At 58.3% G+C, this 21,938-nt stretch carries 21 protein-coding genes and 1 tRNA gene; 6 read left to right on the top strand and 16 right to left on the bottom strand.

What is annotated here, in order from left to right; genetic code table 11:
- Positions 1-3: 3 nt before the first annotated feature.
- From AC5FXY_RS10790 to AC5FXY_RS10815, 6 genes are all read right to left on the bottom strand, one after another.
- Positions 4-1,125, bottom strand: coding sequence for a tetratricopeptide repeat protein (locus AC5FXY_RS10790; protein WP_493556676.1), 1,122 nt, complete (start codon positions 1,123-1,125; stop codon positions 4-6).
- 70 nt (positions 1,126-1,195) lie between these two features.
- A complete protein-coding gene (gene gyrA / locus AC5FXY_RS10795; RefSeq protein WP_493556677.1) occupies positions 1,196-3,751 on the bottom strand; it encodes a DNA gyrase subunit A in 2,556 nt (851 codons plus the stop codon).
- A gap of 416 nt (positions 3,752-4,167) precedes the next feature.
- Positions 4,168-4,845, bottom strand: a complete 678-nt coding sequence (locus AC5FXY_RS10800) for an HD domain-containing protein (protein ID WP_493556678.1) — start codon at positions 4,843-4,845, stop codon at positions 4,168-4,170.
- A gap of 64 nt (positions 4,846-4,909) precedes the next feature.
- On the bottom strand, positions 4,910-5,671 hold the full coding sequence (locus AC5FXY_RS10805; RefSeq protein WP_493556679.1) for a DUF547 domain-containing protein: 762 nt from the start codon (positions 5,669-5,671) through the stop codon (positions 4,910-4,912).
- An 89-nt stretch (positions 5,672-5,760) separates the two neighbouring features.
- Entirely contained in the window at positions 5,761-5,964 is a 204-nt protein-coding gene (locus tag AC5FXY_RS10810) for a hypothetical protein (RefSeq protein WP_493556680.1), read from the bottom strand.
- Positions 5,965-6,915: 951 nt separating this feature from the next.
- Positions 6,916-7,767, bottom strand: coding sequence for a hypothetical protein (locus AC5FXY_RS10815; RefSeq protein ID WP_493556681.1), 852 nt, complete (start codon positions 7,765-7,767; stop codon positions 6,916-6,918).
- Positions 7,768-8,203: 436 nt separating this feature from the next.
- On the opposite strand from AC5FXY_RS10815, the gene AC5FXY_RS10820 reads away from it, so the two are divergent.
- On the top strand, positions 8,204-8,509 hold the full coding sequence (locus tag AC5FXY_RS10820) for a hypothetical protein (protein ID WP_493556682.1): 306 nt from the start codon (positions 8,204-8,206) through the stop codon (positions 8,507-8,509).
- An 18-nt stretch (positions 8,510-8,527) separates the two neighbouring features.
- On the opposite strand, the gene AC5FXY_RS10825 is transcribed toward AC5FXY_RS10820, so the two are convergent.
- Both AC5FXY_RS10825 and AC5FXY_RS10830 read right to left on the bottom strand, forming a co-directional pair.
- Positions 8,528-8,914 (bottom strand): DUF3037 domain-containing protein, encoded by a 387-nt coding sequence (locus AC5FXY_RS10825; RefSeq protein WP_493556683.1) that lies wholly within the window; start codon positions 8,912-8,914, stop codon positions 8,528-8,530.
- On the bottom strand, positions 8,892-9,671 hold the full coding sequence (locus tag AC5FXY_RS10830; RefSeq protein ID WP_493556684.1) for a HipA family kinase: 780 nt from the start codon (positions 9,669-9,671) through the stop codon (positions 8,892-8,894). Before AC5FXY_RS10830 ends, AC5FXY_RS10825 begins: the two co-directional genes overlap by 23 nt.
- Before the next feature lie 218 nt (positions 9,672-9,889).
- On the opposite strand from AC5FXY_RS10830, the gene AC5FXY_RS10835 reads away from it, so the two are divergent.
- Positions 9,890-10,684, top strand: a complete 795-nt coding sequence (locus AC5FXY_RS10835) for a ferritin-like domain-containing protein (protein WP_493556685.1) — start codon at positions 9,890-9,892, stop codon at positions 10,682-10,684.
- Positions 10,685-11,080: 396 nt separating this feature from the next.
- Here the strand turns inward: AC5FXY_RS10835 and AC5FXY_RS10840 are convergent, their stop codons facing one another.
- The 5 genes from AC5FXY_RS10840 to AC5FXY_RS10860 form a co-directional block, all read right to left on the bottom strand.
- Positions 11,081-12,412: a sensor histidine kinase gene (locus AC5FXY_RS10840; protein ID WP_493556686.1), complete on the bottom strand. Its 1,332-nt coding sequence runs from the start codon at positions 12,410-12,412 to the stop codon at positions 11,081-11,083.
- Positions 12,413-12,563: 151 nt separating this feature from the next.
- Positions 12,564-13,238 (bottom strand): response regulator transcription factor, encoded by a 675-nt coding sequence (locus AC5FXY_RS10845; RefSeq protein ID WP_493556687.1) that lies wholly within the window; start codon positions 13,236-13,238, stop codon positions 12,564-12,566.
- Between the two features lie 13 nt (positions 13,239-13,251).
- Positions 13,252-14,142: a hypothetical protein gene (locus tag AC5FXY_RS10850; protein WP_493556688.1), complete on the bottom strand. Its 891-nt coding sequence runs from the start codon at positions 14,140-14,142 to the stop codon at positions 13,252-13,254.
- An 82-nt stretch (positions 14,143-14,224) separates the two neighbouring features.
- Positions 14,225-14,626, bottom strand: coding sequence for a hypothetical protein (locus AC5FXY_RS10855; protein ID WP_493556689.1), 402 nt, complete (start codon positions 14,624-14,626; stop codon positions 14,225-14,227).
- A gap of 140 nt (positions 14,627-14,766) precedes the next feature.
- Complete coding sequence (locus AC5FXY_RS10860; RefSeq protein WP_493556690.1) at positions 14,767-15,159, bottom strand: hypothetical protein; 393 nt, start codon at positions 15,157-15,159, stop codon at positions 14,767-14,769.
- Between the two features lie 611 nt (positions 15,160-15,770).
- Between AC5FXY_RS10860 and AC5FXY_RS10865 the strand changes: the two genes are divergently transcribed.
- Together AC5FXY_RS10865 and AC5FXY_RS10870 are read left to right on the top strand one after the other, a co-directional pair.
- Positions 15,771-16,010, top strand: coding sequence for a hypothetical protein (locus tag AC5FXY_RS10865; protein WP_493556691.1), 240 nt, complete (start codon positions 15,771-15,773; stop codon positions 16,008-16,010).
- Positions 16,011-16,552: 542 nt separating this feature from the next.
- Positions 16,553-19,300: a PAS domain-containing sensor histidine kinase gene (locus AC5FXY_RS10870; RefSeq protein WP_493556692.1), complete on the top strand. Its 2,748-nt coding sequence runs from the start codon at positions 16,553-16,555 to the stop codon at positions 19,298-19,300.
- A gap of 147 nt (positions 19,301-19,447) precedes the next feature.
- On the opposite strand, the gene AC5FXY_RS10875 is transcribed toward AC5FXY_RS10870, so the two are convergent.
- From AC5FXY_RS10875 to AC5FXY_RS10885, 3 genes are all read right to left on the bottom strand, one after another.
- Complete coding sequence (locus tag AC5FXY_RS10875) at positions 19,448-19,864, bottom strand: hypothetical protein (protein ID WP_493556693.1); 417 nt, start codon at positions 19,862-19,864, stop codon at positions 19,448-19,450.
- A gap of 111 nt (positions 19,865-19,975) precedes the next feature.
- Complete coding sequence (locus AC5FXY_RS10880; protein WP_493556694.1) at positions 19,976-20,299, bottom strand: DUF2442 domain-containing protein; 324 nt, start codon at positions 20,297-20,299, stop codon at positions 19,976-19,978.
- Between the two features lie 55 nt (positions 20,300-20,354).
- Positions 20,355-20,427 (bottom strand) — tRNA-Thr (locus tag AC5FXY_RS10885).
- 390 nt (positions 20,428-20,817) lie between these two features.
- On the opposite strand from AC5FXY_RS10885, the gene AC5FXY_RS10890 reads away from it, so the two are divergent.
- Positions 20,818-21,330, top strand: a complete 513-nt coding sequence (locus tag AC5FXY_RS10890; RefSeq protein WP_493556695.1) for a hypothetical protein — start codon at positions 20,818-20,820, stop codon at positions 21,328-21,330.
- Positions 21,331-21,609: 279 nt separating this feature from the next.
- Positions 21,610-21,915, top strand: coding sequence for a hypothetical protein (locus AC5FXY_RS10895; protein WP_493556696.1), 306 nt, complete (start codon positions 21,610-21,612; stop codon positions 21,913-21,915).
- Positions 21,916-21,938: the final 23 nt, after the last annotated feature.

A 21,938-nucleotide genomic window follows, 5' to 3' on the forward strand; every position in this document is an offset into this window, starting at 1 on the left:
CTATTACTTCATCAAACGTTCAGCATCGGCTTTGCGACCAACGCTCGTGTAAGCTTTTGATAAAGCATTGCGAACGGCAGCTTCTTTCGGATTTAACTGGTTAGCGGCTTCGAAGTATGGAATAGCTTGTTCCATAAACTTCTTACCGTCTGCTTCCATCTTCTTACCGCGCGCTTGATACGATTTCAAGTCCATTTTATTAACGGTCTTGAAGATGTCCGCACCCTTGTTGTAGTAATAAACGCCCACGTTGAACTGAGAATCGAAATTCTTGGGGTCCAGTTCAAGCGCTTTCTTATGAGCAGCTAGTGCTTGCTCCGGCTGCTTGTTCTGGTCGTAAACTGAGCCCAGAACTGAGTACAGATTGGAGTTCGTCGGGTCGACTTCGATGGCCTTTTGGATCTTGTCAAGGGCCTCGGTGCCACGGCCAGCGCTGAGATACATATTAAGCTCTTCCAGCATAAAGGCCTTATTTTTAGGATAAGCCTGCAATGCTTGCTGAAGGACTTTCTGCGCTTCGGCCTCGTTGTTTTCCTGACGGGCAATCTGCAGCAAGCGGCCGTACATCTGCGGCGACTTGTAGTTGATAGCCATCAGCTTAGCGTACGTATCCTTAGCTTGACCCATGTCCTGCTTGGCTTCGGCAGCGTAGGCAGCGTACAACAAAGCGGTAGTATCCTGCGGCTTGATCTGCTGCGCCATACGATACGAAGCCAAGGCATCATCGTATTTCTGAGCGTTGTAGCTTTCTACGCCGGCATTCAAAGCAATGCCATAAATATTGTCGAGGCGCTGCGTGGCTTGCTTGGCGTAGTCGCTGTCTTTGCCTTCTAGCTCTATTGCTTTCTGATATGACTCGAAAGCCGTACGATTGGCTTCGCCAGCAGGCAACAGCTTGCCATAAATGGGGCTCTGCCCGATGCCTTCGTAGATTTCGCCGCGCGTATACCAAGTTTTGGCTTTGCCGGAAGTCTTCGGATGCTGAGTTGCCTTGTCGATTTCCGTGCGGGCCTTGTCCAGCGTTCCTTGCTTTTGCATCAGGATGGCGTTGGTAACGGCCGAGTTTTGTGCCGAAACGGTGTGCAGCGCCAGCGCTGTCAAAATCGTCAGAAAGGTCTTCTTCATGGGGATGGATGTGAAGAAAAAACTAGGGTGAGAGAAGTTTCCGAGGTAACGGGAAACCCCGGCGCCGGGTTCATTCGGCGCTCAGGGTGTCTACGTTATCCAGTTGATCGGGGGCAGCCGCAATTTCTACTGCGCCTCCCTCCTGCTGAGCAGCCTCCAAAACGGCGGCGTCCAGTTCCTTATCATCGGCGGCTACTTTGGCTACCGACGAGATTTCGTCGCCTTCGTTGATTTTAATCAAACGCACGCCCTGCGTAGCCCGGCCAATAGACCGAACCTCCGCCACGCGCATGCGAATGGTGATGCCCGAACGGTTGATGATCATCAGATCATCGTCGTCGTTCACGTCTTTGATCGACACCAGCGCACCCGTTTTGTCCGTCACCTTTAGCGTGCTTACGCCTTTGGCACCACGGTTGGTAATGCGGTAATCATCGATCGGGCTGCGCTTACCATAGCCATTTTCCGACACAACGAGCAGCTCCTTGTTCGGGTCGGCTAAGCAAACCATACCCACTACGCGGTCGTCGCCTTCCTCAGAAAGCGTGATTCCACGCACGCCGGCGGCCGTACGGCCCATGGGACGCACGTTGGCTTCGTTAAAGCGGACGGCTCGGCCGAGCTTGGAAGCAAGAATAACTTCACTGCTACCGGTTGTGAGCTGCACGTCGAGCAGACGGTCGCCTTCGTTGATGGTAATTGCGTTGATGCCGGCCGCACGAGGACGCGAGTAAGCTTCCAGTGTGGTTTTCTTTACCGTACCCAGCTCGGTGCAGAACATCAGGTAGTTGTTCTGAGCATAGTCAGGGTCGCGCAAGTCACGCACGTTCAGCACGGAGCGCACCGGGTCGTTGGCCAGTTCCGGAATCAAGTTCTGGATTGGACGCCCTTTAGCAGCCTTACCGCCTTCCGGCAGTTCGTAAGCCTTGATCCAGTACAGACGCCCGCCTTCGGTGAACAGCAACAGGAAGTCGTGGGTGGAAGCCACGAACATGTGCTCCGTGAAGTCCGTCTCCTTCGAGGAGGCGCCGCGCGAACCAAGACCGCCGCGGCCCTGGGCCCGGTACTCATCGAGGCCAGTACGCTTGATGTAGCCTTCGTTGGAGATGGTAATAACCATCGACTCCTCGGCAATCAGCGACTCGAAGTCAATCTCGCCGCCGGCGTACTCAATCTCGGTGCGACGCGAATCGCCGTAACGGTCGCGGATATCCTGCAGCTCGGTGCGAATAATATCGCGCTGCATTTCGGGCGAATCTAGAACAGCGTTCAGGTGGTCGATGAGCTTCATCAACTCCTGGTACTCGTTGACAATCTTGTCACGCTCCAGGCCGGTAAGACGCTGCAGACGCATATCCAAAATAGCACGAGCCTGCACGTCGCTCAGGGCGAAACGCTCAATTAACTGCCCGCGAGCAATTTCTGGGTCACGCGAACCACGGATGATGCCAATAACCTCATCGAGGTGGTCCAGCGCGATGAGCAGACCTTCCAGGATGTGGGCGCGTTTCTGCGCTTCGGCCAGCTCAAACTTGGTACGGCGGATGATAACCTCGCCGCGGTGGTCTACGAAATGCACGATCAAATCGCGCAAGTTCAGCGTCATGGGGCGGCCTTTGACCAGGGCCACGTTGTTGACACCAAACGTCGACTGGAGCTGGGTGTACTTGTACAGGTTGTTCAGCACCACCTGCGGCACCGCGTCACGCTTCAGGTCATACACCACACGCATACCGTCGCGGTCCGACTCGTCACGCAGGTCGGAAATGCCCTCGATGCGCTTCTCGTTGATCAGCTCGGCCGTGCGTTGAATCATGGCCGCCTTGTTGACCATGTACGGCACCTCAGTCACGATGATCTGCTCCTTACCAGAAGGCAGCGTCTCAAAGTGCGTCTTGGCGCGCATTACTACGCGGCCACGGCCGGTTTCCAGCGCCTGACGCACACCCTCGTAGCCGTAAATCACGCCCCCCGTCGGGAAGTCCGGAGCTTTAACGTACTCCATCAGCTCCTGCACGGTAATGTCGGGGTTGGCCAGGTACGCCACTATGCCGTCGATTACTTCGCTCAGGTTATGCGGGGCCATGTTGGTGGCCATGCCCACGGCAATACCGGAGGAGCCGTTCACCAACAGGTTCGGAAACTTCGCCGGCATTACCGACGGCTCTTCCAGCGAGTCGTCGAAGTTGGGCTGGAAGTCTACCGTGTCCTTGTCGAGGTCACCTAGCAGTTCGTCGGCGAGGCGCTTGAGGCGGGCCTCAGTGTAACGCATAGCGGCCGGCGAGTCACCGTCGATAGAGCCGAAGTTGCCTTGGCCATCTACGAGTGGGTAGCGCAGGGACCAATCCTGAGCCATACGCACCATGGTGTCGTACACGGAGGAGTCGCCGTGCGGGTGGTACTTACCGAGCACCTCCCCTACGATACGGGCACTTTTTTTGTATGATTTATTGTATGATACGCCCAGTTCGCTCATGCCGTACAGCACGCGGCGGTGCACGGGCTTGAGGCCGTCGCGCACATCGGGCAGAGCACGGGAGATGATGACGGACATCGAATAGTCGATGTACGCGCCGCGCATCTCGTCCTCAATGTTGATGGGAATAATCTTTTCGCCTTCAGCCATTAGACAAAACGGAAGGCCACTACGCCCCTATTCAGGGCTTGTGGCGCCAGGGTTAAAAAGTTGGATTTAAGAGGGCAAGATACCGGAAAAATGCCGTTTTTCCTAGCAGAATCACGGTTTTCCCTTGCTACGGTTGTTGTGCATTTTACCGTCGGGCTGACCGTGAATTTTGACCTTTTCCCCGATTTCTGGGTTCTGTTTTTTCCAGAGCGGTTGCCCACGATATTTGACTTGGTTGTGCACGTGCACTTTGCGCACATGACAGGACCCCATCGGGCAAGTACGGCAGCTAACTAGCGCCGCAAGCAGTAAAACGCCGGGCAACCAGCCAAGCCGTAACAAAGGAACTTGCATCTTCATCTTGCTACAAAACAACGCAAAAACCGCCGGTTTCGTGCCGTAGCACGCTCATTGGCCTAGCGAAGGTCTGTTCCTTCCCACTCCCGCAGAAACTGCGTCAGAAACTGCTCCATAAAAGCGTGGCGCTCATCAGCCACGCGCCGGGCAGCTGGGGTATGAAGCCGCTCGCGCAGGTGCAAAAGCTTCTCGTAGAAGTGATTGATGGTAGGCCCGGCGTTGGTTTTGTAGGCAGCAAAAGTTCCATGCTGCATGGGCGGGATGTTAGGATCATGCAGGGGGCGCCCCTTGTGGCCGCCATAGGCAAAGGCCCGTGCTACGCCGATAGCACCGATGGCATCCAGGCGGTCGGCATCCTGTACGCAGGCACCTTCCGGACTGCTGACGGGCGTTTCGACCCCGGCGCCTTTGAAGGACACTTCCCGAATAATGGTCTCTACCTGCTGGATCAAGTCATCTCCTGCTCCCTGACTGGCCAACCAGGCGCGCGCCGCCCGTGGGCCGGCCTCCTCGTCGCCTTTGTGAAATTTCCAGTCAGCAATGTCGTGCAGCAAGGCGGCCAGCTCGGTGACCAGCATATCGGCACCTTCGGCTTGGGCAAAAGCCCGAGCGGCCAACCACACGCGGCGGATATGAGCCCAATCGTGGCCGGAGCCTTCCTGAGCGAATTTTTCTTCAACGAAAGCCGCCGTGCGCTGAATCAGCTCATCGGCAGTGGGTGTAGCAACGGTAGACATGGCGCAAAAATGCAACGGGCGCCGCTTATTTAGCGGCGCCCGTTACACAACTCTAGCCTAATCGTTACTTACCGTTTAACGCCCAATCGTAATCAAGGTGGTCGATTTTGGCATTGGCTGAAGCCTTTGTTTTGGCGTATCGATTCAGGAAGCCAATGAGTGTCTGACCGTTCTTGGTGAAGTCGCCTTTGTACCAGCTGAAGATTTTAGAAAGCCTCACTTGGTTTGCTGCTACCTGATTTTTGGCGGGGTCGTTAATAAACTCGCGGGTTTGGTCTTCAAGCTGCTGATTCAGTTGCGGGCCAGTGTAGGCCTCGTTGCGCAGGCGCGGGCACGATACAGCGGCACATACCAAGGCAAAGTGGATGCGGGGCTCCTGAAACTTGTCCCTGATTACTTTATGCTCGATGTCATTTAGGGTGTACTGCTTACCACCGAGCACGACCAGCTTCTTGTCCCACACGCTGTTGACGAAGGGAATGGCGCCGCCCAGATCTTTAAAGCTTTTCAACGGGTAATGGCGCAAAGCATGCCGAATAGTTACGGCGTTGTAGGCATTGATCCAGTAAGCGAGCTGTTCATCTTTTGACCAAGACTTCTCATTTGGCGTGGCCGCGCTGAGGGCTTTGATGTAAGAGTTCAGCTGGACTGTATCGCGGCGCCATGCTCCGTAATCAACTACCCCGGCAGGCGAAACGTAACGTCGAAGCTGTGTATCCCATGCTGCGTGCGATACTGCTTGTACTGGCTCCGCGGACATTGTGAGGCCGTAGGAACCCGGCACGAAAAAGATGAGGCCAAGAGCCGTTAGCAGGGGTTGACCCATAGCTGCAGTAAGTGATTCGGTGAGATGAGTATGCTTATCTACGTGGCAGCGTGCCCCTCTGGATTGGTCAGATGTCTTGGGCAGCATTGCTAGTCGATTAGGGGATGCCGTTCGAACTCGCGGCTACGGTCAAACAAGTAACGTAGCGTTTGGTGTTCACGCCACGGTTTAGCCCCGATAAGCTCTACCACATTCATCATTTTGGGATTGAAGTCGCCAATCCAATTCATCACCGTTTGGGTGTATTGCACGCCACCGGGCTTTTGAATCACCTGGGACGAGGCATACACCATGGCAGCTCCCACTCCACGGCCACGCGCCCAATGGTATGCACCTGCTCGTTTAGCAACAACCAGCGTCAGCGTGTGCAGTTACCTTTCTCGAAAAGCCTGTTTTTTTACGGCCAAAACGGCTTCCACATCTAGATCCAACGGGCGGATATAGCTCGGGCCGTTGGGATAAATAACTCGGGGCGGAAGTTCTAAAAACTCCCTGGCATGAGCGGCCGAGGTAACTTCAATTAGCTGCATGTGGAGACGCAGGTCAATGGAATGAACCGTGAAGTAATGCAATGCCTGGCTTTCCGAAGCCGCCATGAAAAGCCCTGCCTAACCCTTCCTTAAAATTCTTCGCCTATATTTGTCGCACCAAAACTATTCTTTCGCGCCCTGTCGGCTTCCGCCGATGGGGCGTTTTTGGTTTCAGCCCTTTAGGCACAAAAAAACCCGGCGCGGGCCCGGGCTACATACAGAGCTACATCACAGAGTAAGACGAACACATGCTGCGCTCAAGCAACGAGCAATTGCGGCTCCGTTAACCACCGCTGTTCGTCATGAACACTAGCCCTGCTGGCCGAGGCCGCAGGGCTGACTGCTAACTTCTGTTTCAGAGGCTGTTCAGAAGGCGTTGGCATCGAGCGGTAATATAAGCGCCCGCGGCGGTACCCAAAGGCAGACACAGAGCGCTTCATACAAACAGAATTTGTGCGTGAACCGGCACTGAGGCCGACGTGGCTGGACGGAGGAACTGGGCGAATCGGCGAATGCAGAGCCGCACTACTTGATTGGCTTTCATAGGGAACATGGTTTATGGAGTTGACCCGACAAAGGTCGTAGGAGGCCATTACCTCAATGTTCCGCGCATGTAATGAATGGGTAACCAAAGCCAGTGCCCGTATTCAGCTTATAAGCAACAAGGCCCGGACATTGCCCGGGCCTTGTTGCTTATAGTTTGTACAATTCGAGTTAGCGCCGACGGCCACGGTCATTGCGGTCATCATCGTCGAACCAATCGGAAATACGGTCGGTCATCCGATCAAAGAAGCCGCGGTTTTCTCCGCGGTCATCGTCGTGGTCCTCATGGCTGCGGTTCATGCGGTAGCGACTGTTTTCGTCGTAACGCACGCCGGTAAAGTCGCCGCCGTAATCCGAACGGTTGCTATTGCCGCCCATGGAGTTGCCCATGCCACGGCTGCTCATGTTGCTACGGTTGTAGCTGTCCTGGTCGTAGCCGCCACGCGAACCTCCTTGCCCGTAACCGCCCTGCGAACCATAGCCGCCCTGACCCATGCCAGAGCTTCCGGAGTTTCGGTTCATGCCGGAACCATAGCCTTGGTTTTGGGAGCCTGAATTGCCGTAGTTGGAGCCGGAGCTACCATACCCCGAATTGCCATAGCTGCCACGAGAGCCGCTTTGGCCATAGCCACCTTGCGAACCGTAGCCGCCCATGCGGCCCCGGCGGTCGTCATCATCGTTGTAACGGTTGCGGCCCATGCTGCTGGAGTCACCCATGGTACCCATACGGCCTTGGCTACCGTAACGGTCGTCATCATAATCATGGCCCATGCCCGAACGGCTGCTGCCATAGTTTCCTTGCCCGGAAGAGGACGAAGAAGAGCCACTGTAGCCGTATCGGCCGCTTACGCCACGGGTGTTGTCATCATCCTGGCTGTAACGGTTGCTGCCGTACTGATTTTGTCCCCGCCGGTTGTTGTCTTCGTCGCCGAAACGGTTCCGGTCCCGGTTTTGATGGTCCGAGTACTGATTACGGTTCCGGTCGTTGCGTTCGTCGTCGCGGTACTGATCGTAATTAGCCATGGTGGGAATGTGTTTGGGTTGTGAATCAACTAGAATGCAATAGAGGAGATACTAGCCTGTTGACAAGAATGTTATGCTTGAGCTCCTCTTTCGCCCATGGTCACCAATACCGATTGTAGCCTAATTACCCAGGATTGAGAAGGCGTAAATCAGGTTCCACAACGTGAAACCAACCATACCACAACGCCTACCAACCCGAACGCTAGAAAGCGCAACGCGACAAAGAACCAGATGGGTAATTCCGGTTTGCGGGGTACCTTAAACATGCTTTGTCGTTTAGCTGACTTAGAATTTTCTAGCTGATCCACAAACGTTTGTCGTTCTGATAATTTGGTATACGCAAGGCTCAGATGCCGGGCCATTAAGCAGGGTTCTGCGTAAACCAGCAACAGAAAGCCCTCATAAGATTGCCAAGCCAAAAACCCACACCAAAGCCATGAATACGAATCATAACCCCGCAACGACGTCACCTCACGCCACTCCCCACGCGCCGCAGCCCCGCAACCCGTCGGATGCCCAACCGGATCATGACACAACCAATTCGACTAATCCTAACCCGGCTACCCGAACCCCGAATCAGCAAGCTCCTAAAGAAGAGAATCACAAGTCGACGCCCAGCCCGGAGACTTATGCGGAACCTGACAATACGCTTACCGACCCAGGTACTGCGCGCGTAGCGCCCGATACCAGCGGTGAGACCGATCCGTCAGCCAGCCGCAACAACGACGCGCACCCGCTGTAGCCCTAAGCCCAAGCGGTCTTACAGGACGAGCTGAGTATAAAGCTGCTCCAGCGTCTCGGCGGGATCGGCGCACAAGCCAGGGTGCACGGGTGAAGTCTGGACCACGGTGCTGCGCGCGGCGGTAAGCCAACGAAAGCGCGATGCCACCGGCAACTGCCCGATGGGCCCGCCGGTTTTTCGGCCCTGGCAGATGCGCTCAAACGCTTGCAGCCGCTCCGCCAGCTCGGCAAAGTCGAGCTGCTCACCTGCCACCGCCCGCAGGCGCGCTTCCGGCAAAACGCAGCGCGTCTGCAGGAAGCCGTGCGAGGCGCAATACAGTATCACGCCCACGTTGATAAACTCTTCACGCTCCACGCGGGGCACCACGCGTAGAATGGCGTACTCAAATAAGTGCTTGTCGGGCATGCTGCGCTTCCTGAACAAAAGTGTCTGACGCGGCCAGGCGGCCCTCCAGAAACTGGATATAAGCTGTCCGCTGATCGGCCGCGGATACCTCCGGCTCAGTGAGCCAGGTATCGGGTACCAACTCCACAATAGAGCGCAGCCGCTCCGCCGTAAGCAAGGCCCGGGCGGCGACGTCCACTGCCGGCAGCTCGCTGGCTTGGGGCAGCAGCACGTGGTCTTTTACTTGGGCAAAGGTACGCCGGCTAGGCTGCTGCCAGCCCGCACCGGCGTGGTGGACGTAAAGCGCCGCGCCGTGGTCAATGAGCCACAGTTCTTTGTGCCACATGAGCATGTTGGTATTGCGGGCGGTGCGGTCGACGTTGAGTGTCAGGCAATCCAGCCATACTACCTGTGAAGCCAGCGTGGCATCCAAGTCATTGAGCAGCGGATCGAAGGTGCTGGCGCCAGATAGATAATGCAGGCCTAGGTTCAGCCCGGTGCTAGCTCGCAGCAGGTCCTGGATTTCTTCATCGGGTTCGGTGCGGCCGAAAGCTTCGTCAAGCTCACAAAACACCAGTTCGGGTACCCGCAACCCCATTGCCCGGGCCAACTCCCCCACTATCAACTCGGCAATCAGAGCCTTATTGCCCTGGCCAGCCCCGCGAAACTTCAGAACGTAGAGAAAGCCGTCGTCGGCCTCCACGAGGGCCGGCAACGAGCCTCCCTCTCGCAACGGCGTGACGTAGCGCATTACATCAACAGTTCGGATGTCGGGCATACTGAAGAGGCAAAATAAGGTGCAAAGGACTTACCGAAGAGGTTAGCAAGCAAGCCCTATACGCGCCAGAAAGAGCCACGAATACCTTACCGTGGCTGAAGCTCTACAATACCTTGATTTTCATTGTTTTTTCAAAACATGCAACATTCCCTCCGCCTTACGCGAAAGAGAAACTTAACACTTGTTCTACTGATCCATCAATCATCAATCTCCTTCCGATGAAATACTTGCACATTCCGCAGTTCAGCCCTGATGCTACCTCCAACGCCGACAGCGCATCAGGCACTAATGCCGCTGGCTCGGCAGCCAGCAAAGATGGTAACAGCGGCAACGCATCCTCTGACCAGGCTTCGGCACTTCTAGGCCAGGCCCAGCAATGGCTGCAAGGCAGTGGTTTGCAAGATGGCCTAAACCAGGTACCAGAGTCGCTGAAACAAGTGGCAGGCCAAACCATGAGCCGCTGGCGCCAGCTTTCTACTACCCAGAAAATCTTGGGTGGCGCAGTGCTAGCCGTGGGCGGCTGGTACTTGCTGAGCCGCTCCGGCCAGATGAGCTTTGGGGGTTCGAGCCGCTCCAACGATGCCGAGACCAACACGCTCCATGAGCTGTTGCTCTTTGTAAATGACCGCATCGAAGGCTACCAGCGCGCCGTGGAGGAAAGCAAAGACCCCGAACTGCGCGGGTATTACAAGCAACTGGTCAGCCAAAGCCAGCGCTTCGCCAACGACCTGAATGCGCACCTGCGCGAGCAAGGTGGCGGCCGCGAAACCGGCACTACGCTCAAGGGCAAGCTGTACCGTGGCTGGATGGAAACCAAAGCCCTGGTAACGGGCTACAACGAAGAGGCTATCCTCGGCTCCAACATCTACGGAGAAGAATGGGCCCTGAAAGCCTATGAAGATGCGCTCAGCGACCAAACGCTGACGGGCACGCTACGCGCCGAGGTAGAGCGCCAGTATGCGCAGTCTCAGAAAACTTATCAGCGCCTGCAGCAGCTTAAGGACAAGCAGTAACCTCACTTTGCTCACAATAGCCCGCTGGGATGCAACTCCACCGAGTTGCGCCCTGGCGGGCTGTTTGTTTTACCTGACTCCCTGAGGCGTACAAGTCCACTGCTCTGAATGGGAATTTTTACGGTAACACTGGGAAGAGCCTTTCCCAGTGCTTTAGCCAATACATGGGTTTGTGGCAACAGCCAGCAGTAAAGGCCGCCAGCCGTGGCGAAACCAGTTTGCTCAGTCTGTTGTCGCAGCTGAAGATGCTACTACCCATACAGTAGGCGCAGCGGCAAGAGCTACGGGCTTTATACTATTCACCCAGCCAGCGTTGCAGTTATTCTATTTTGAGGTTGCCGGCCCCTCGTATCGCCAAGCTAATCTCCGGGAGCCTAGGAGATGTGAAGCCTATGCCTAACCGCACGCCGCCGCCGGAAACAGCAGCTGAAACGACGAACCCAGGCCCTCGATGGAATTGACCTCGATGCGGATGCCGTGCAACTCGGCGATGGTGCGGGCGATGCTCAGCCCCAGCCCGTAGCTGTCTTGATCGGCCGCTTCGCCTTTATCGAAGGGCTGAAACAGGCGGGGTAGCTGCGCTTTGGCGATGCCCCGGCCCGTGTCGCGCACTTCCAGCACGTAGCCCTGGCCGTCGGGCGCCGGCCGGCCCAGCACATGAATCTCCCCGCCTTCGCGGTTGTACTTCACGGCGTTGCTCACCAGGTTGAACACCAGCGTAAAGAGCAGCCCGCGGTTGCAGCGCTGCACCACAAAATCGGGCTCCATTGCACGCTGCAGCGTCAGCCCCCGCACGTCCAGCCGTTCGTGGACCTCCTCGGCTATTTCGGCCGTCAGCTCCTGTAATGACACCGTGTCGGTGCGGGTGAACTGGTCGTTTTCGATCTTGGAAATCATCAGCAGCGCCTTGATGATGGTGCGCAGCCGGTGCACCGTGCGCTGCGACTCCACCACGCGCAGCAAGTTTTCTTCCGTCAGGCTGTCGTCGCTGAGCATGTTGTCGAAGCGGTATTGCAGCGCGGCCAGGGGCGTGAGCAACTCGTGCGAGGCCTCCGCGATAAAGCGGCGCTCCTTCTCAAAGGAAGCCTGCACGGTGCGCATCATCGCGCGCAGGCTTTCGTCAAGGTGGCGGAAGTCGTCGGTGCTGGTGGCGATGGGCTCAAAGTTGAACGAGGCCGGGTGGCGCACGTCGCGCAGGCGGCGGCCGATGATGATGCCCAGCGGCTGGAGCAGGTAGCGGAAGTAGGCCAGGTCAGCCAGCGTGGTCAGCCCGATGGCCACGACCAAGATGTAGAGGGCGTAGTGGCGGAAATTGCGCTCGGTCTCGCCGATGCTGCCGGTGCTGCGTCCCACTTCCAGCAGGTAGTGCCGGCCGTCCTGCGCGAAGGAGTAGCTCAGCACGCGGTAGTCCACGATTTCGTCCTCCACGGCCCGTTTTGCGTCTTCGATGACGTCGATGGTGGGGCCCGGTTGGATTTCCTCCAGCGAGATAAACTCCTCCTTGAGCAGGTTGTAGCTGCCGTACGAGGATTGGCCGGCGTCCAAAAACGTGGAGATGCCCGTGCGCCGCAGCAGGCGCAGCACTTTCTCTTTTTTCTGCTGCAGGCGCTGATCGGTGCTGACCAGCGCCAGGCGACTCATCACCGGCGGCAGCACGCCCACCAGCAGCAGCAAAATCACCACCCGCGAAAGGGCATTGAAGAGGGAGAACTTGGCGACGAGCTTCACGCGGGCAAAAAACAAAAAAGTAGCAGAAAGCCTCAGCCGGCCACCGAGGCTATGATTTGAGCAAGAGTAAGCTTGAAGAAATAATAACGTCCCGCTCAGCAGCACGCCCAAAACTTTCGCTTGCAGCTGACCACCCGCAAGCCTACCTCCCTCACAGCACCACCCGGTAGCCCACGCCGCGCACGGTTTCGAGCCAGTCCACGTCGGCGTACTTGCCCAACTTTTTGCGCAGGTTTTTGATGTGCGCGTCGATGTAGTTGGAGTCGAAGCCCAGATCGGGCAGGTTGCCCCAAATGTGCTCGGTGAGCTGCAGGCGGGTGAGCACGCGGTTGCGGTTGAGCAGCAGGTAGCTCAGAATATCGAACTCCTTAACCGACAAGGCCACTTCCTGCCCCCGAAACAGCACCCGCCGCGCCTGCAAATCCAGTTCAAAGGCGTGGCAGGCCACCAGCGGCTTGTGCAGCCCGAAGCGCCGCCGCGTGATGGCGTGCATGCGGGCCAGCAGTTCGGGAAGCGAAAAGGGCTTGGCCAGGTAGTCGTCGGCGCCCAGCTCCAGGCCGCGGATGCGGTCTTCGACGGCCCCGCGGGCTGTGAGAATGACGACGGCTGCCGTCAGCTCATTCTGCTTGGCCTCGGCTAGCAGTTGCAGCCCGTCGCCGTCGGGCAGGCCTAAGTCGAGCAGCACGAAATCAAAGACGTTGTCGGCCATCTCCGTGCGGGCATCGCGGGCGGTGCGGGCCACGGTGCAGGCGAAGTTCTGCTGGTGCAGAAACAAGCTCAGCTCCCGTGCCAGCGTGCGTTCGTCTTCGACGATGAGGGCAGTCATGCGGAAGTCGGGGTTACAAAGTCAGCGAGACGCTGGCCGTCAGAAAGGATTGAGGCCGCGTCACGTCCTCGGGCAGCAGGTTCAGGGGCACGGCGTAGCGCCACGCACCCTGCACGGCCACCTTGCCGCGGGTGTAGGTCACGGGCACGCGCAACTCGGCGTTGAGCAGGCGGAAGCGCGTGGTTTCGGTGGTTTCGGTTCGGGCTCCACCCGCGCCGCCAGGGTTACCCGGGGCGTTGCCCCGGCCGGGCCCCACCGGAATGTTGCCACGGGTTTGCTGCTGCACCAAGCTGGTTTGGGCAAAGCGTTGCGTGCCCATGGTCGCGCTCAGCCGGGGTTCGATGGCAATGTAACCGCCCAGCACTTGGTCGATTTCGAAGTAACGGGAGTTGTCCAGGATCAGAAACAGGTCGCTGGACTCGCCGAACACGTAGGCCGCGTTCAGGCGCGAGTACACGTAGCCCCAGTCCCAGCCCACGTAGCCGTCGAGCGAGTTGGTGACGCTGGACTTCACCAGTGGGCTGTTGGCCGCGAACAGAAAGCGTGAGTAGCTAAGGGAGGCATCAACTTTCTTCGACAAATCCCCGTCCCAGCCCACCGAAACGTCCGTCTCGTCCACGAAGCTGCTGGTATCAAACAGGTTGTAGCTTACCACCGAGCCCCACACGCCGAAGCGGCTGGTGTAAGTGGCCTCGGCAGCGGCGTATGGGTAGCGCTCGGCCTGGGTGCGGCCAAAAAAAGACGAGTTGTTACCGGCACTCAAGGAAACCGTAAAACTGCCCCGGCGCGGGGCAGCGGCCGTAGCTCCGCTTGCGGGTGCCGCCGCGGCGGCACTGGAGTCGCCGCCCGTAGCAGCCTGCTGCCCCGCGGCCCACCGCGGACCCAGCAGACTTAGCAGCACCATACTTCCCCTCCACCCTGCCCGCAGGGCCCCCAACCGTGTCATCACTGTTTCTTAAGTAAAGCTGAGTAAGCTGTCAAAGACCTTAGTTGCCCCGGCCGCGTCCGGCTCCGGCCGCGCGCCCCGAGGCTGCGCCGCGGGCGCCGCGGCCTGCTTCCACGCCACCCCGCGTACCTCGGGCACTGCGTTCTGCCCGCTCCCCGCGGGCCGTGCGGGCTTCGGCCGCAGCTGGCTCACTTGTGGCACCGGGCTCGGTGGCAGCGGTTTCGTCGACGCGGGTCGGCTTGCGCTTGCGAGCGGTTTGCGGCACGGCTTTGACGGGCGCTTCGGTGGCTGGCCCTTGCTGGTCGGTGGCGAATACTGGGCCTGGCTGTGCAGTAGTGGGCAGCTGCAGCGCTACCGCCCCGCGAGGCTCTGCCGCCGGGGTTTGCGCCTGCGCCGTCAGCAGCGGCAAGACAAGTAGAGACAGGGAAAATACAATTTTCATTATCGTAAAGAAGCTCTTTTACGCGTTGGCTTCTAATTTACTACCATTTGGGTGTCCCAATCAAGTCAACCCCAGCCAACGGACCCGGCTGCCATACGAATAGGTGGAATTCGTGGGGCAGCCGGGCCCTGACTGCGGGCTTAGCGGCCGCGCTGCTGGCCTCGGCCCGCATGGCTGGCGGCCTGTGCGCCGCGACCGGCCGAGCCGCCGCGGGTACGCTCGCCGCGTGCGCTGCGTTCTCGGCGGGCGGTGCTCCGAGCACGGGCTGCCGCGCGGCCCTGGCTGGCTACTGCACTTACGGCTGCACCTTTGTCAGCCCCGGTGAGCGTGGTGGACTGAGCTACGCCGCTAACAGTCTGGCCGTGATTGGCGCCGGCGGTCTGCACCTGGCCATTGGTGGCCGGAGTGCCGGGCGCTGACGCGTGGGCGGCGCGTTTGGCTTGGCCGGCATCGGCCTGCGGGGCTTGGGCAGATGCTTCCGAGACGAGTAAGCTGGAGACCAGCAGGGCGGCGGAGAAGAGGAGCTTTTTCATAGGAATGAAAGAAGAAGGAGGTGAGAATAAAAGGTTGGTTGCTAGAAAGCCGAGGTGAAAGAGTAAATCAAACCTAGGGCGCCAAGATGATGCGAACATGATAGGCGTGCCCTAGGTAGGCCGGGCTAGATCGGCGGTTCGGCAGCCCACAGACCTGCTGCCGGCGTAGCCACCGGCAGCGACTTCGCCATAGCAGCAGTCCGTATTTGCGCGTCGAAAGCACATGTTACATATCCTGCTGAAATTAGGCAGCCAAGCCTTGCGGTGAAGAATGCGGCACTGCGCCGGCGGACCGCAGTGTTAGTGGATTACGTAACGGCGCAGCGGGTTCCGGGTCCGCAAACCGCAGGGTTTGGCAGTGGGCAGGCCGGGTGGCGGGCAGGAGCAGCAACGTGTTCATAAAGCAATGGGTAGCCCGGTGCTTCCGAAAGCTGATGCCTAAACCTACCCTGCGTACATGAAGCGAACATGATAAGCATGAGCTAGTGAGGTTCCCGCGCTAAATCATCGTTCTCTAATTACGGTGCTACCACCTTCGATATCGGAGCCCCTGTTCGGGCATCAACTCGACCACGGCCCACAACACATATTCGTCTTACAACGGCACCTCGATGGCGAAACCGCACGTACCCAGCGGCGTAGCACCCTACGCCACCACGCGCCCGGGCTCCACAGCCGCTGCTATTAAAAGCGCCATCCTTAGCAGCGCGGTACCGACGCCCTCATTAGCCGGGAGGTGCGTTACCGGTGGCCGCCTGAGCGTAAGCGGCTTCTGCCTGATAATTGCCGATGCTCAGCATCTAGCGTTATTAGCCCGGACCCAACCACGCGAATGGGCGAGGTTAGATTAGGGCTTTTGCATTGGATACCCGTAAGAAAGATCTTCTTACGGACGACTGAACTGCAGCCCAGGTGCGCCACCAGCAGCATTATTGCCGCGACCTGCTCGCTCACCACTGTACGACCGAGCTAACGCCCATAGCCATCCAAAACCACCCTGCAAATAAAGGTCTGTCCGGCCTGCAGCTGCCCCCATTGGGCTAGTCCAACAGCGCAAACCGCTCCCGAGGGCACCCAGGCCCGTCTTATCCACCGGGTACATCGCCAAGAGATAGGCCCTTCCGCCAGCGAAACAATGCGCGCCACCACCACCCTGCAGACGGACCTTGCGTACCATGAGTTTTGTGACGCCTCATCTACAGCAGCGGAAAACCCTGCGTTGCGTGCCTATGTTTGACGTACCTCCGAAGCTGTTCAGGAATTCGATGTGAACAGGCTAGTATTTTCTGACCTAGCTTCGTCACGTATTCCCAATGGGAAAATTGCCCGCGCTTGAAACCACTTCGCCCGGGTGCCATTCGAGCGTCGTACCTTGCTTGCCTTCGCCTTTGCCATGCTCCCCCCGCCGCACGTTCCCCCAGCTGCTCCCAACTTTTCCTCAGGGTCGACTGCCGAGGCCTTGTTTCAAATCTTTGAGCACACCCCGGCTGCTATCTGCCTGCTGCGTGAGCCTGACCACCGCTTCGCTTACCACAACCGTGCCTTCGCAGCCCTGTTTCCGGGCCGCGAGCTGCACGCGCGCACAGTAGCCGAGGTTCAGCCCGATGCCGTGGCGCAGGGGTTTGTAGACTTGCTCGACCGCGTCTACCGCACCGGCGAGACCTACTTCGGGCAAGAGATGCGCTTTGAAATCAACCAAGGCAACGGCTCCCAGACTAAGGAGCACTTCTTTAATTTCACTTACCAAGCCTATCAAGAGCAGGGACAGACGGTGGGTATTTCTGTCTTTGCCTACGACGTGACGGAGGCCGTTCGCAACCGTCGTCAGGCCGAGCGCCAGCGCCAGCAGCTACACCAGCTCTACCAGGCGGCGCCCATTGCCATCTGCATTCTCGACGGACCTGAACTGGTTTACGAGTTGGCCAACCCCAGCTACCAGCGCCTGTTTCCCGGTCGGGAGTTGCTGGGCAGACCGCTGCTGGAGGCCCTGCCCGAGCTAGCCCACCTCGATGCTTACCGCACCCTGCGCCGCGTGTACGACACCGGCCAACCTCACCAGGAGTCCGAAGTTTGCATTTCGCTGCCTTACCACCCGGAAGGAGCACCTGAAGACCGATACTTCAACTACATCCAGCAAGCCCGCCTCGACGCCCAAGGCCGCGTCGACGGCGTCATCACCTTTACCGTCGAAGTCACCGAGCAAGTGCGGGCTTACCAAGCCGCTGAGCAACAGCGACAACTCCTGCACACGCTTTACACCGAAGCGCCCTTGCCCATTGCCGTTTTCGACGGCCCTGACTGGAAATACCAGCTAGTCAACACGGCGTACCAGCGCGTCTTTCCGGGACGGGAGCTGCTAGGCAAGCCGCTGCTCGAAGCCATGCCCGAGCTGGCCGGCTCGCCCCTGCCTGCCATTCTAGAGCAAGTGTACCGCACCGGCGAAACGTTTTCGGCCCAGGAAATGCCCCTGTTCATGGCCCGTCACGAGAACGAAGCCCCGGAAGAAATCTACGGTTCCTTTACGTGCCAGGCCCGCCGCAACTCACGCGGGGAAATTGACGGGCTGGTGTACTTCGCCACCGACGTGACGGAGCAAGTGCGGACCCGCCAGCAGGCACAACAAAGCGAAGCCCGCTTCCGCCGCCTGGCCGAAACCACGCCCATGGTGGTCTGGGAAGCGGATGCCGCCGGTCTCACCACGTACTTGAGTCCTAACTGGGAGCGGTTCACCACCGCGGCCAACGGCCAGGGCCTGGGCTGGCAGGAGTTTGTGCACCCCGACGACCAAGCGTCCTTCTTGCAGACTTGGCTTACTGCCGTCAGCACTGGGCAGCCATTCGAGGCCGACATGCGCCTGCGCGTGGCCGCTACCGGCGAGTACCGCTGGCACCTCGACCGAGCCGTACCCGTGCGCGACACCGACGGGCAGATTACGCAGTGGGTGGGCGCGGCCATCGACATTCACGAGCTCAAGCACCTGCAGCAAACCCTGCTGGAAAGCGAGCAGTACTTTCGCCAAATGGCCGACCACGTACCGGCTATGCTCTGGGTTACCGACCCGCAGGGCCAGTGCACCTACCTTAACCAGCAATGGTATGAGTTCACGGGACAGACGGAAGCCGATGCCCTCGGCTTGGGCTGGCTCGACGCCGTGCATCCCTCCGATTCAGAAACCGTTGGCGCCACCTTTCACAACGCCAACACCCATCGGGTGCCGTTCCGGAGCGTGTACCGCCTGCGCCGCCATGACGGCCGGTACCGCTGGGCCCTTGATGCGGCGCTGCCGCGCTTCAACGCCGCCGGCGAGTACGAGGGTTTGGTGGGCACCGTGCTCGACATACACGATCGGCAGCTAGCCGAGCAAGCCTTACAGCGCCTAACTCAAAAACTGCGCGTGGCCCGAGACCAGGCTGAATCATTGAACGCGGAGCTGCAAGCCACCAACGAGCAGTTGCGCCGTACCAACGTCGATCTGGACAACTTCGTCTACACCGCCTCGCACGATTTAAAAGCGCCCATCGCCAACATTGAAGGCCTGCTGCATGCGCTGCGGCACGAGCTGCCCGCCAACGCACTAGCCAGTGAGCAGGTGTTGCTTATCTTGGACTTGATGTTGCAGGCAGCGGGGCGGTTTACCCAAACCATTGCTACCCTTACCGACGTGGCCAAGCTCCAGCAGGAACTCGAAGGCGAAGCCATAAGGGTCAATCTGGCCGATGTGGTGCAGGACGTACGCCTGGATTTGGCGCCGCAGATTGAATCGACGGGTGCGCAGCTGGAAGTGGACCTGGCCACTTGCCCTGCCGTCCGCTTCTCGCTCAAGAACCTTCGCTCAGTGGTGTATAACCTACTCAGCAACGCCCTCAAGTATCACCATCCTGACCGCCCGCCTCACGTGCGCATCAACTGCCAAGCTACGCCCGGCTACTACGTACTCGCGGTGCAAGACAACGGCTTGGGCCTGACGCTTGACCAAAAGGCAGCGCTCTTCACCATGTTTCGCCGCTTCCACTCCCACGTCGAAGGTTCGGGCGTGGGCCTCCACATGGTGAAGAAAATGGTGGAAAACGCCGGCGGCAAAATCGAAGTCGACACCGAAATTGGGGTAGGCTCCTGCTTCCGAGTGTATTTCCCGTGCTAAGCTATTGCCCCCGCGAGACGTGAGCCGCTCACCCCGCCAACGCCTATCGGCTACGCTGGTCGATGCAAGTAGCAGCAACCCCATAGCAGCCGGCGAACGAATTCACGCATAGGCCGAAGGAGCCCGTTCTAGTGTTGTATTCGGCGCTTAATATTGCTGCAGCCAAGCTACTGCGGCCGCTTCGTTGTCGAACATGCGGTAGGTCAAGGACGCGGCTTTGGCGTCGTTCATCAGCGCGTTCACCGCCAGCCGGGCGAAGACATCGTGCGGCAGTAGCACGGCGCCGTATAGACTCACCCCTTGCTTTTGGTAGGCATCCAACCAGAACTCAACGATCCACTGCGACTCTGCCTCCGTGAAGGGCGTCATGTACCGCTGGTCGCTGAGCATCTTGGTCAGGCCGCGCAACTGCACGAAGTTTGTGGCGTGGCGCAGGAACGCCTGCAAATCGGGGAGGCTGCGCAGGCCGGCTTTATACTCGACTACCAAGTAGCCAGCCGGGTGCTCAAGCAAGCGGCCGGTGGCGTTTTCGAAATACAGGCGGGGCGTGGAAGAAGCAGGCATAAGCCGGGTTAGAACGTAGTAGAAACAGGAAGGTGCACCAAGCCCAAAACGCGGTTAAGGGGCTTAGTGTAGCTGGCAAAGCAATGTGAATAGGAAACAGCAAGTCAGCTGTTACACCAGTTCCGTTTCGGCGATGGCTGCTGCCACACGCTCGGGAACGTAGCGCACCAGGCCGCTTTTGTCGCCCAGCAGCAGCGTCTCGCCCAGGCTTGGCCACGCAATGGCCTTGTCTCGATTTTCCAGCGACCAGTTTTCCCGCTGCGGCGGCGTGGCGTGGTAGAGGAATGCCACGTTGGCCTGCGTGAAGAGGGCGGAACGCATGGTGCCGTCCGACAGGTGCACGTAGATGGAAGTAGCGGTGAACTCGACGCGGTTGATGTTGGCCATAGGCACGAAAATACGGCCAAACGCGGGAGAAAAACGACCGATAGGCACACCAAGCAAAACGCCCTTGCAAATCGTTGATTTACAAGGGCGTTTAGAAAGCGTGAGCCCCCTGCCGGGATCGAACCAGCGACCTACTGATTACAAGTCAGTTGCTCTACCAGCTGAGCTAAGGAGGCCTTAATTGTGGCGCAAACCTAATGCATCACAGTTAAAAGCGCAACTCCCGCACGTGTTTTTTATTGGTGATTGTTGCTTTCGAACGGGCTAAATAGGGCCTATCCTGTGCATTTTAGGCTTATAAAGACCTTAACCACTATTCGTTACGCTGCTGATCTTCAGTAACGCTTGTCAGTTCAAAAATTGTAAGACACTTGCCTCCTGAAAGCCAACGTTTAGAGGCGGGCCTTCATTTTTAATACAGCCGCTACTGACACAGCACTGGGAAGAGTTATATATTATAGACATAATCAGCACATTATCATGGTATTGCAATAGCTGAATGAGCGCCAGAGCTTTGTACCGTCCGCAAATCATAGCGGCAAACCTGCTCCCGACCTTTCTGCGCTATGAAAACCCGTTTCGTACTCCTCAGCTTGTTTTGCGCATGCTTAAGCACCTCCGCTAGTTGTCAGCGTGCTTTTACGGGCCCGACACCCCCTTCAGAAGCTCGGGTAGCCAAGGGGCCCGATACCCGTACGCTACGTTTCGGTAGCGGCAACTCGTACACAACTCACCGGGTCATTTATTCGCTCGATTCCGAGGGTAACCTGTTGCAACGCTCCGGGCTAGCCTCACAACATACGGCCGAAACCGAGCTGCCCAAAGCACGATTACGGCAAGCACGAGCAGTCTTTCGTCGCATTGATAAACTGCCTTCGGACAGCCTACGCTTCTTCAACCCAGGTGGTCATTACTATTTCCTGGAAGGGTACAACTCCGGTGGAGAACGAGTGCGCTTGGTATGGGGCGGGCGCGATTCTACGGCTGCGCACAGTGTGCGCATACTTTACCAGCAGCTGCAAGATCTGGTGCCAATCCAGGAAAAAGCCGGAACCCTGGCGCAGCAGACTTCCCGCTGACCAAAGGTTGACTTTGCCAGCCACATCGATTGCTCACATCATCGTGCGATTGTGAGCCGCCGGTTAACCGCGAATCTTTGTCATACCCATTCTTTGCTTCGCGTCCGGATGAAATCATCACTCCTGTTGCCGATTGGGGCTACGCTCCTACTCATTGCTTGCAGCTGCAAGCAACTTCCCCAAACTACGAGACAGAGACCGGTAGCTACTCCGCCGACGAGTATTCGCACGCTGCGCTTCGGCAAGGGCGGCGGCATTACAGGCGCAGTTACTACTTACATGCTCACCAGCAAGGGTCAGCTGACGCGGCGTGTGACGGTGCTATCGGATACCACCCAACCTGAGCGGAATTTGCCCGCACCCACAGCCGATCAGGTTCGGGCTTGTTTCAGCCGCTTAGATAGCCTGCCGGCCGACAGCCTGGAATTCGTGCAACCGGGCAACTACTACTCCTTCATCGAAAGCAGTACAGCCGCGGGGCGTCAGGTGCACATTGCCTGGGGTCAGGCAGGCTTCGTAGCTCCAAAGCAGGCACGCCTACTCTACCGCGACCTACAGGCCTTGTTACCCGAAAAACAGCCCTAACGCCGCATCCATAGCGTTTTTTC

The sequence above is a fragment of the Hymenobacter sp. FMD4 genome (genome assembly GCF_058932745.1).

Excerpts from the sequence above, each read along its gene's own strand:
- AC5FXY_RS10790 (WP_493556676.1), bottom strand. The coding sequence starts at position 1,125 with ATGAAGAAGACCTTTCTGACGATTTTGACAGCGCTGGCGCTGCACACC.
- gyrA (WP_493556677.1), bottom strand. The coding sequence starts at position 3,751 with ATGGCTGAAGGCGAAAAGATTATTCCCATCAACATTGAGGACGAGATG.
- AC5FXY_RS10800 (WP_493556678.1), bottom strand. The coding sequence starts at position 4,845 with ATGTCTACCGTTGCTACACCCACTGCCGATGAGCTGATTCAGCGCACG.
- AC5FXY_RS10805 (WP_493556679.1), bottom strand. The coding sequence starts at position 5,671 with ATGGGTCAACCCCTGCTAACGGCTCTTGGCCTCATCTTTTTCGTGCCG.
- AC5FXY_RS10810 (WP_493556680.1), bottom strand. The coding sequence starts at position 5,964 with ATGGTGTATGCCTCGTCCCAGGTGATTCAAAAGCCCGGTGGCGTGCAA.
- AC5FXY_RS10815 (WP_493556681.1), bottom strand. The coding sequence starts at position 7,767 with ATGGCTAATTACGATCAGTACCGCGACGACGAACGCAACGACCGGAAC.
- AC5FXY_RS10820 (WP_493556682.1), top strand. The coding sequence starts at position 8,204 with ATGAATACGAATCATAACCCCGCAACGACGTCACCTCACGCCACTCCC.
- AC5FXY_RS10825 (WP_493556683.1), bottom strand. The coding sequence starts at position 8,914 with ATGCCCGACAAGCACTTATTTGAGTACGCCATTCTACGCGTGGTGCCC.
- AC5FXY_RS10830 (WP_493556684.1), bottom strand. The coding sequence starts at position 9,671 with ATGCCCGACATCCGAACTGTTGATGTAATGCGCTACGTCACGCCGTTG.
- AC5FXY_RS10835 (WP_493556685.1), top strand. The coding sequence starts at position 9,890 with ATGAAATACTTGCACATTCCGCAGTTCAGCCCTGATGCTACCTCCAAC.
- AC5FXY_RS10845 (WP_493556687.1), bottom strand. The coding sequence starts at position 13,238 with ATGACTGCCCTCATCGTCGAAGACGAACGCACGCTGGCACGGGAGCTG.
- AC5FXY_RS10850 (WP_493556688.1), bottom strand. The coding sequence starts at position 14,142 with ATGGTGCTGCTAAGTCTGCTGGGTCCGCGGTGGGCCGCGGGGCAGCAG.
- AC5FXY_RS10855 (WP_493556689.1), bottom strand. The coding sequence starts at position 14,626 with ATGAAAATTGTATTTTCCCTGTCTCTACTTGTCTTGCCGCTGCTGACG.
- AC5FXY_RS10860 (WP_493556690.1), bottom strand. The coding sequence starts at position 15,159 with ATGAAAAAGCTCCTCTTCTCCGCCGCCCTGCTGGTCTCCAGCTTACTC.
- AC5FXY_RS10865 (WP_493556691.1), top strand. The coding sequence starts at position 15,771 with ATGGCGAAACCGCACGTACCCAGCGGCGTAGCACCCTACGCCACCACG.
- AC5FXY_RS10870 (WP_493556692.1), top strand. The coding sequence starts at position 16,553 with ATGCTCCCCCCGCCGCACGTTCCCCCAGCTGCTCCCAACTTTTCCTCA.
- AC5FXY_RS10875 (WP_493556693.1), bottom strand. The coding sequence starts at position 19,864 with ATGCCTGCTTCTTCCACGCCCCGCCTGTATTTCGAAAACGCCACCGGC.
- AC5FXY_RS10890 (WP_493556695.1), top strand. The coding sequence starts at position 20,818 with ATGAAAACCCGTTTCGTACTCCTCAGCTTGTTTTGCGCATGCTTAAGC.
- AC5FXY_RS10895 (WP_493556696.1), top strand. The coding sequence starts at position 21,610 with ATGCTCACCAGCAAGGGTCAGCTGACGCGGCGTGTGACGGTGCTATCG.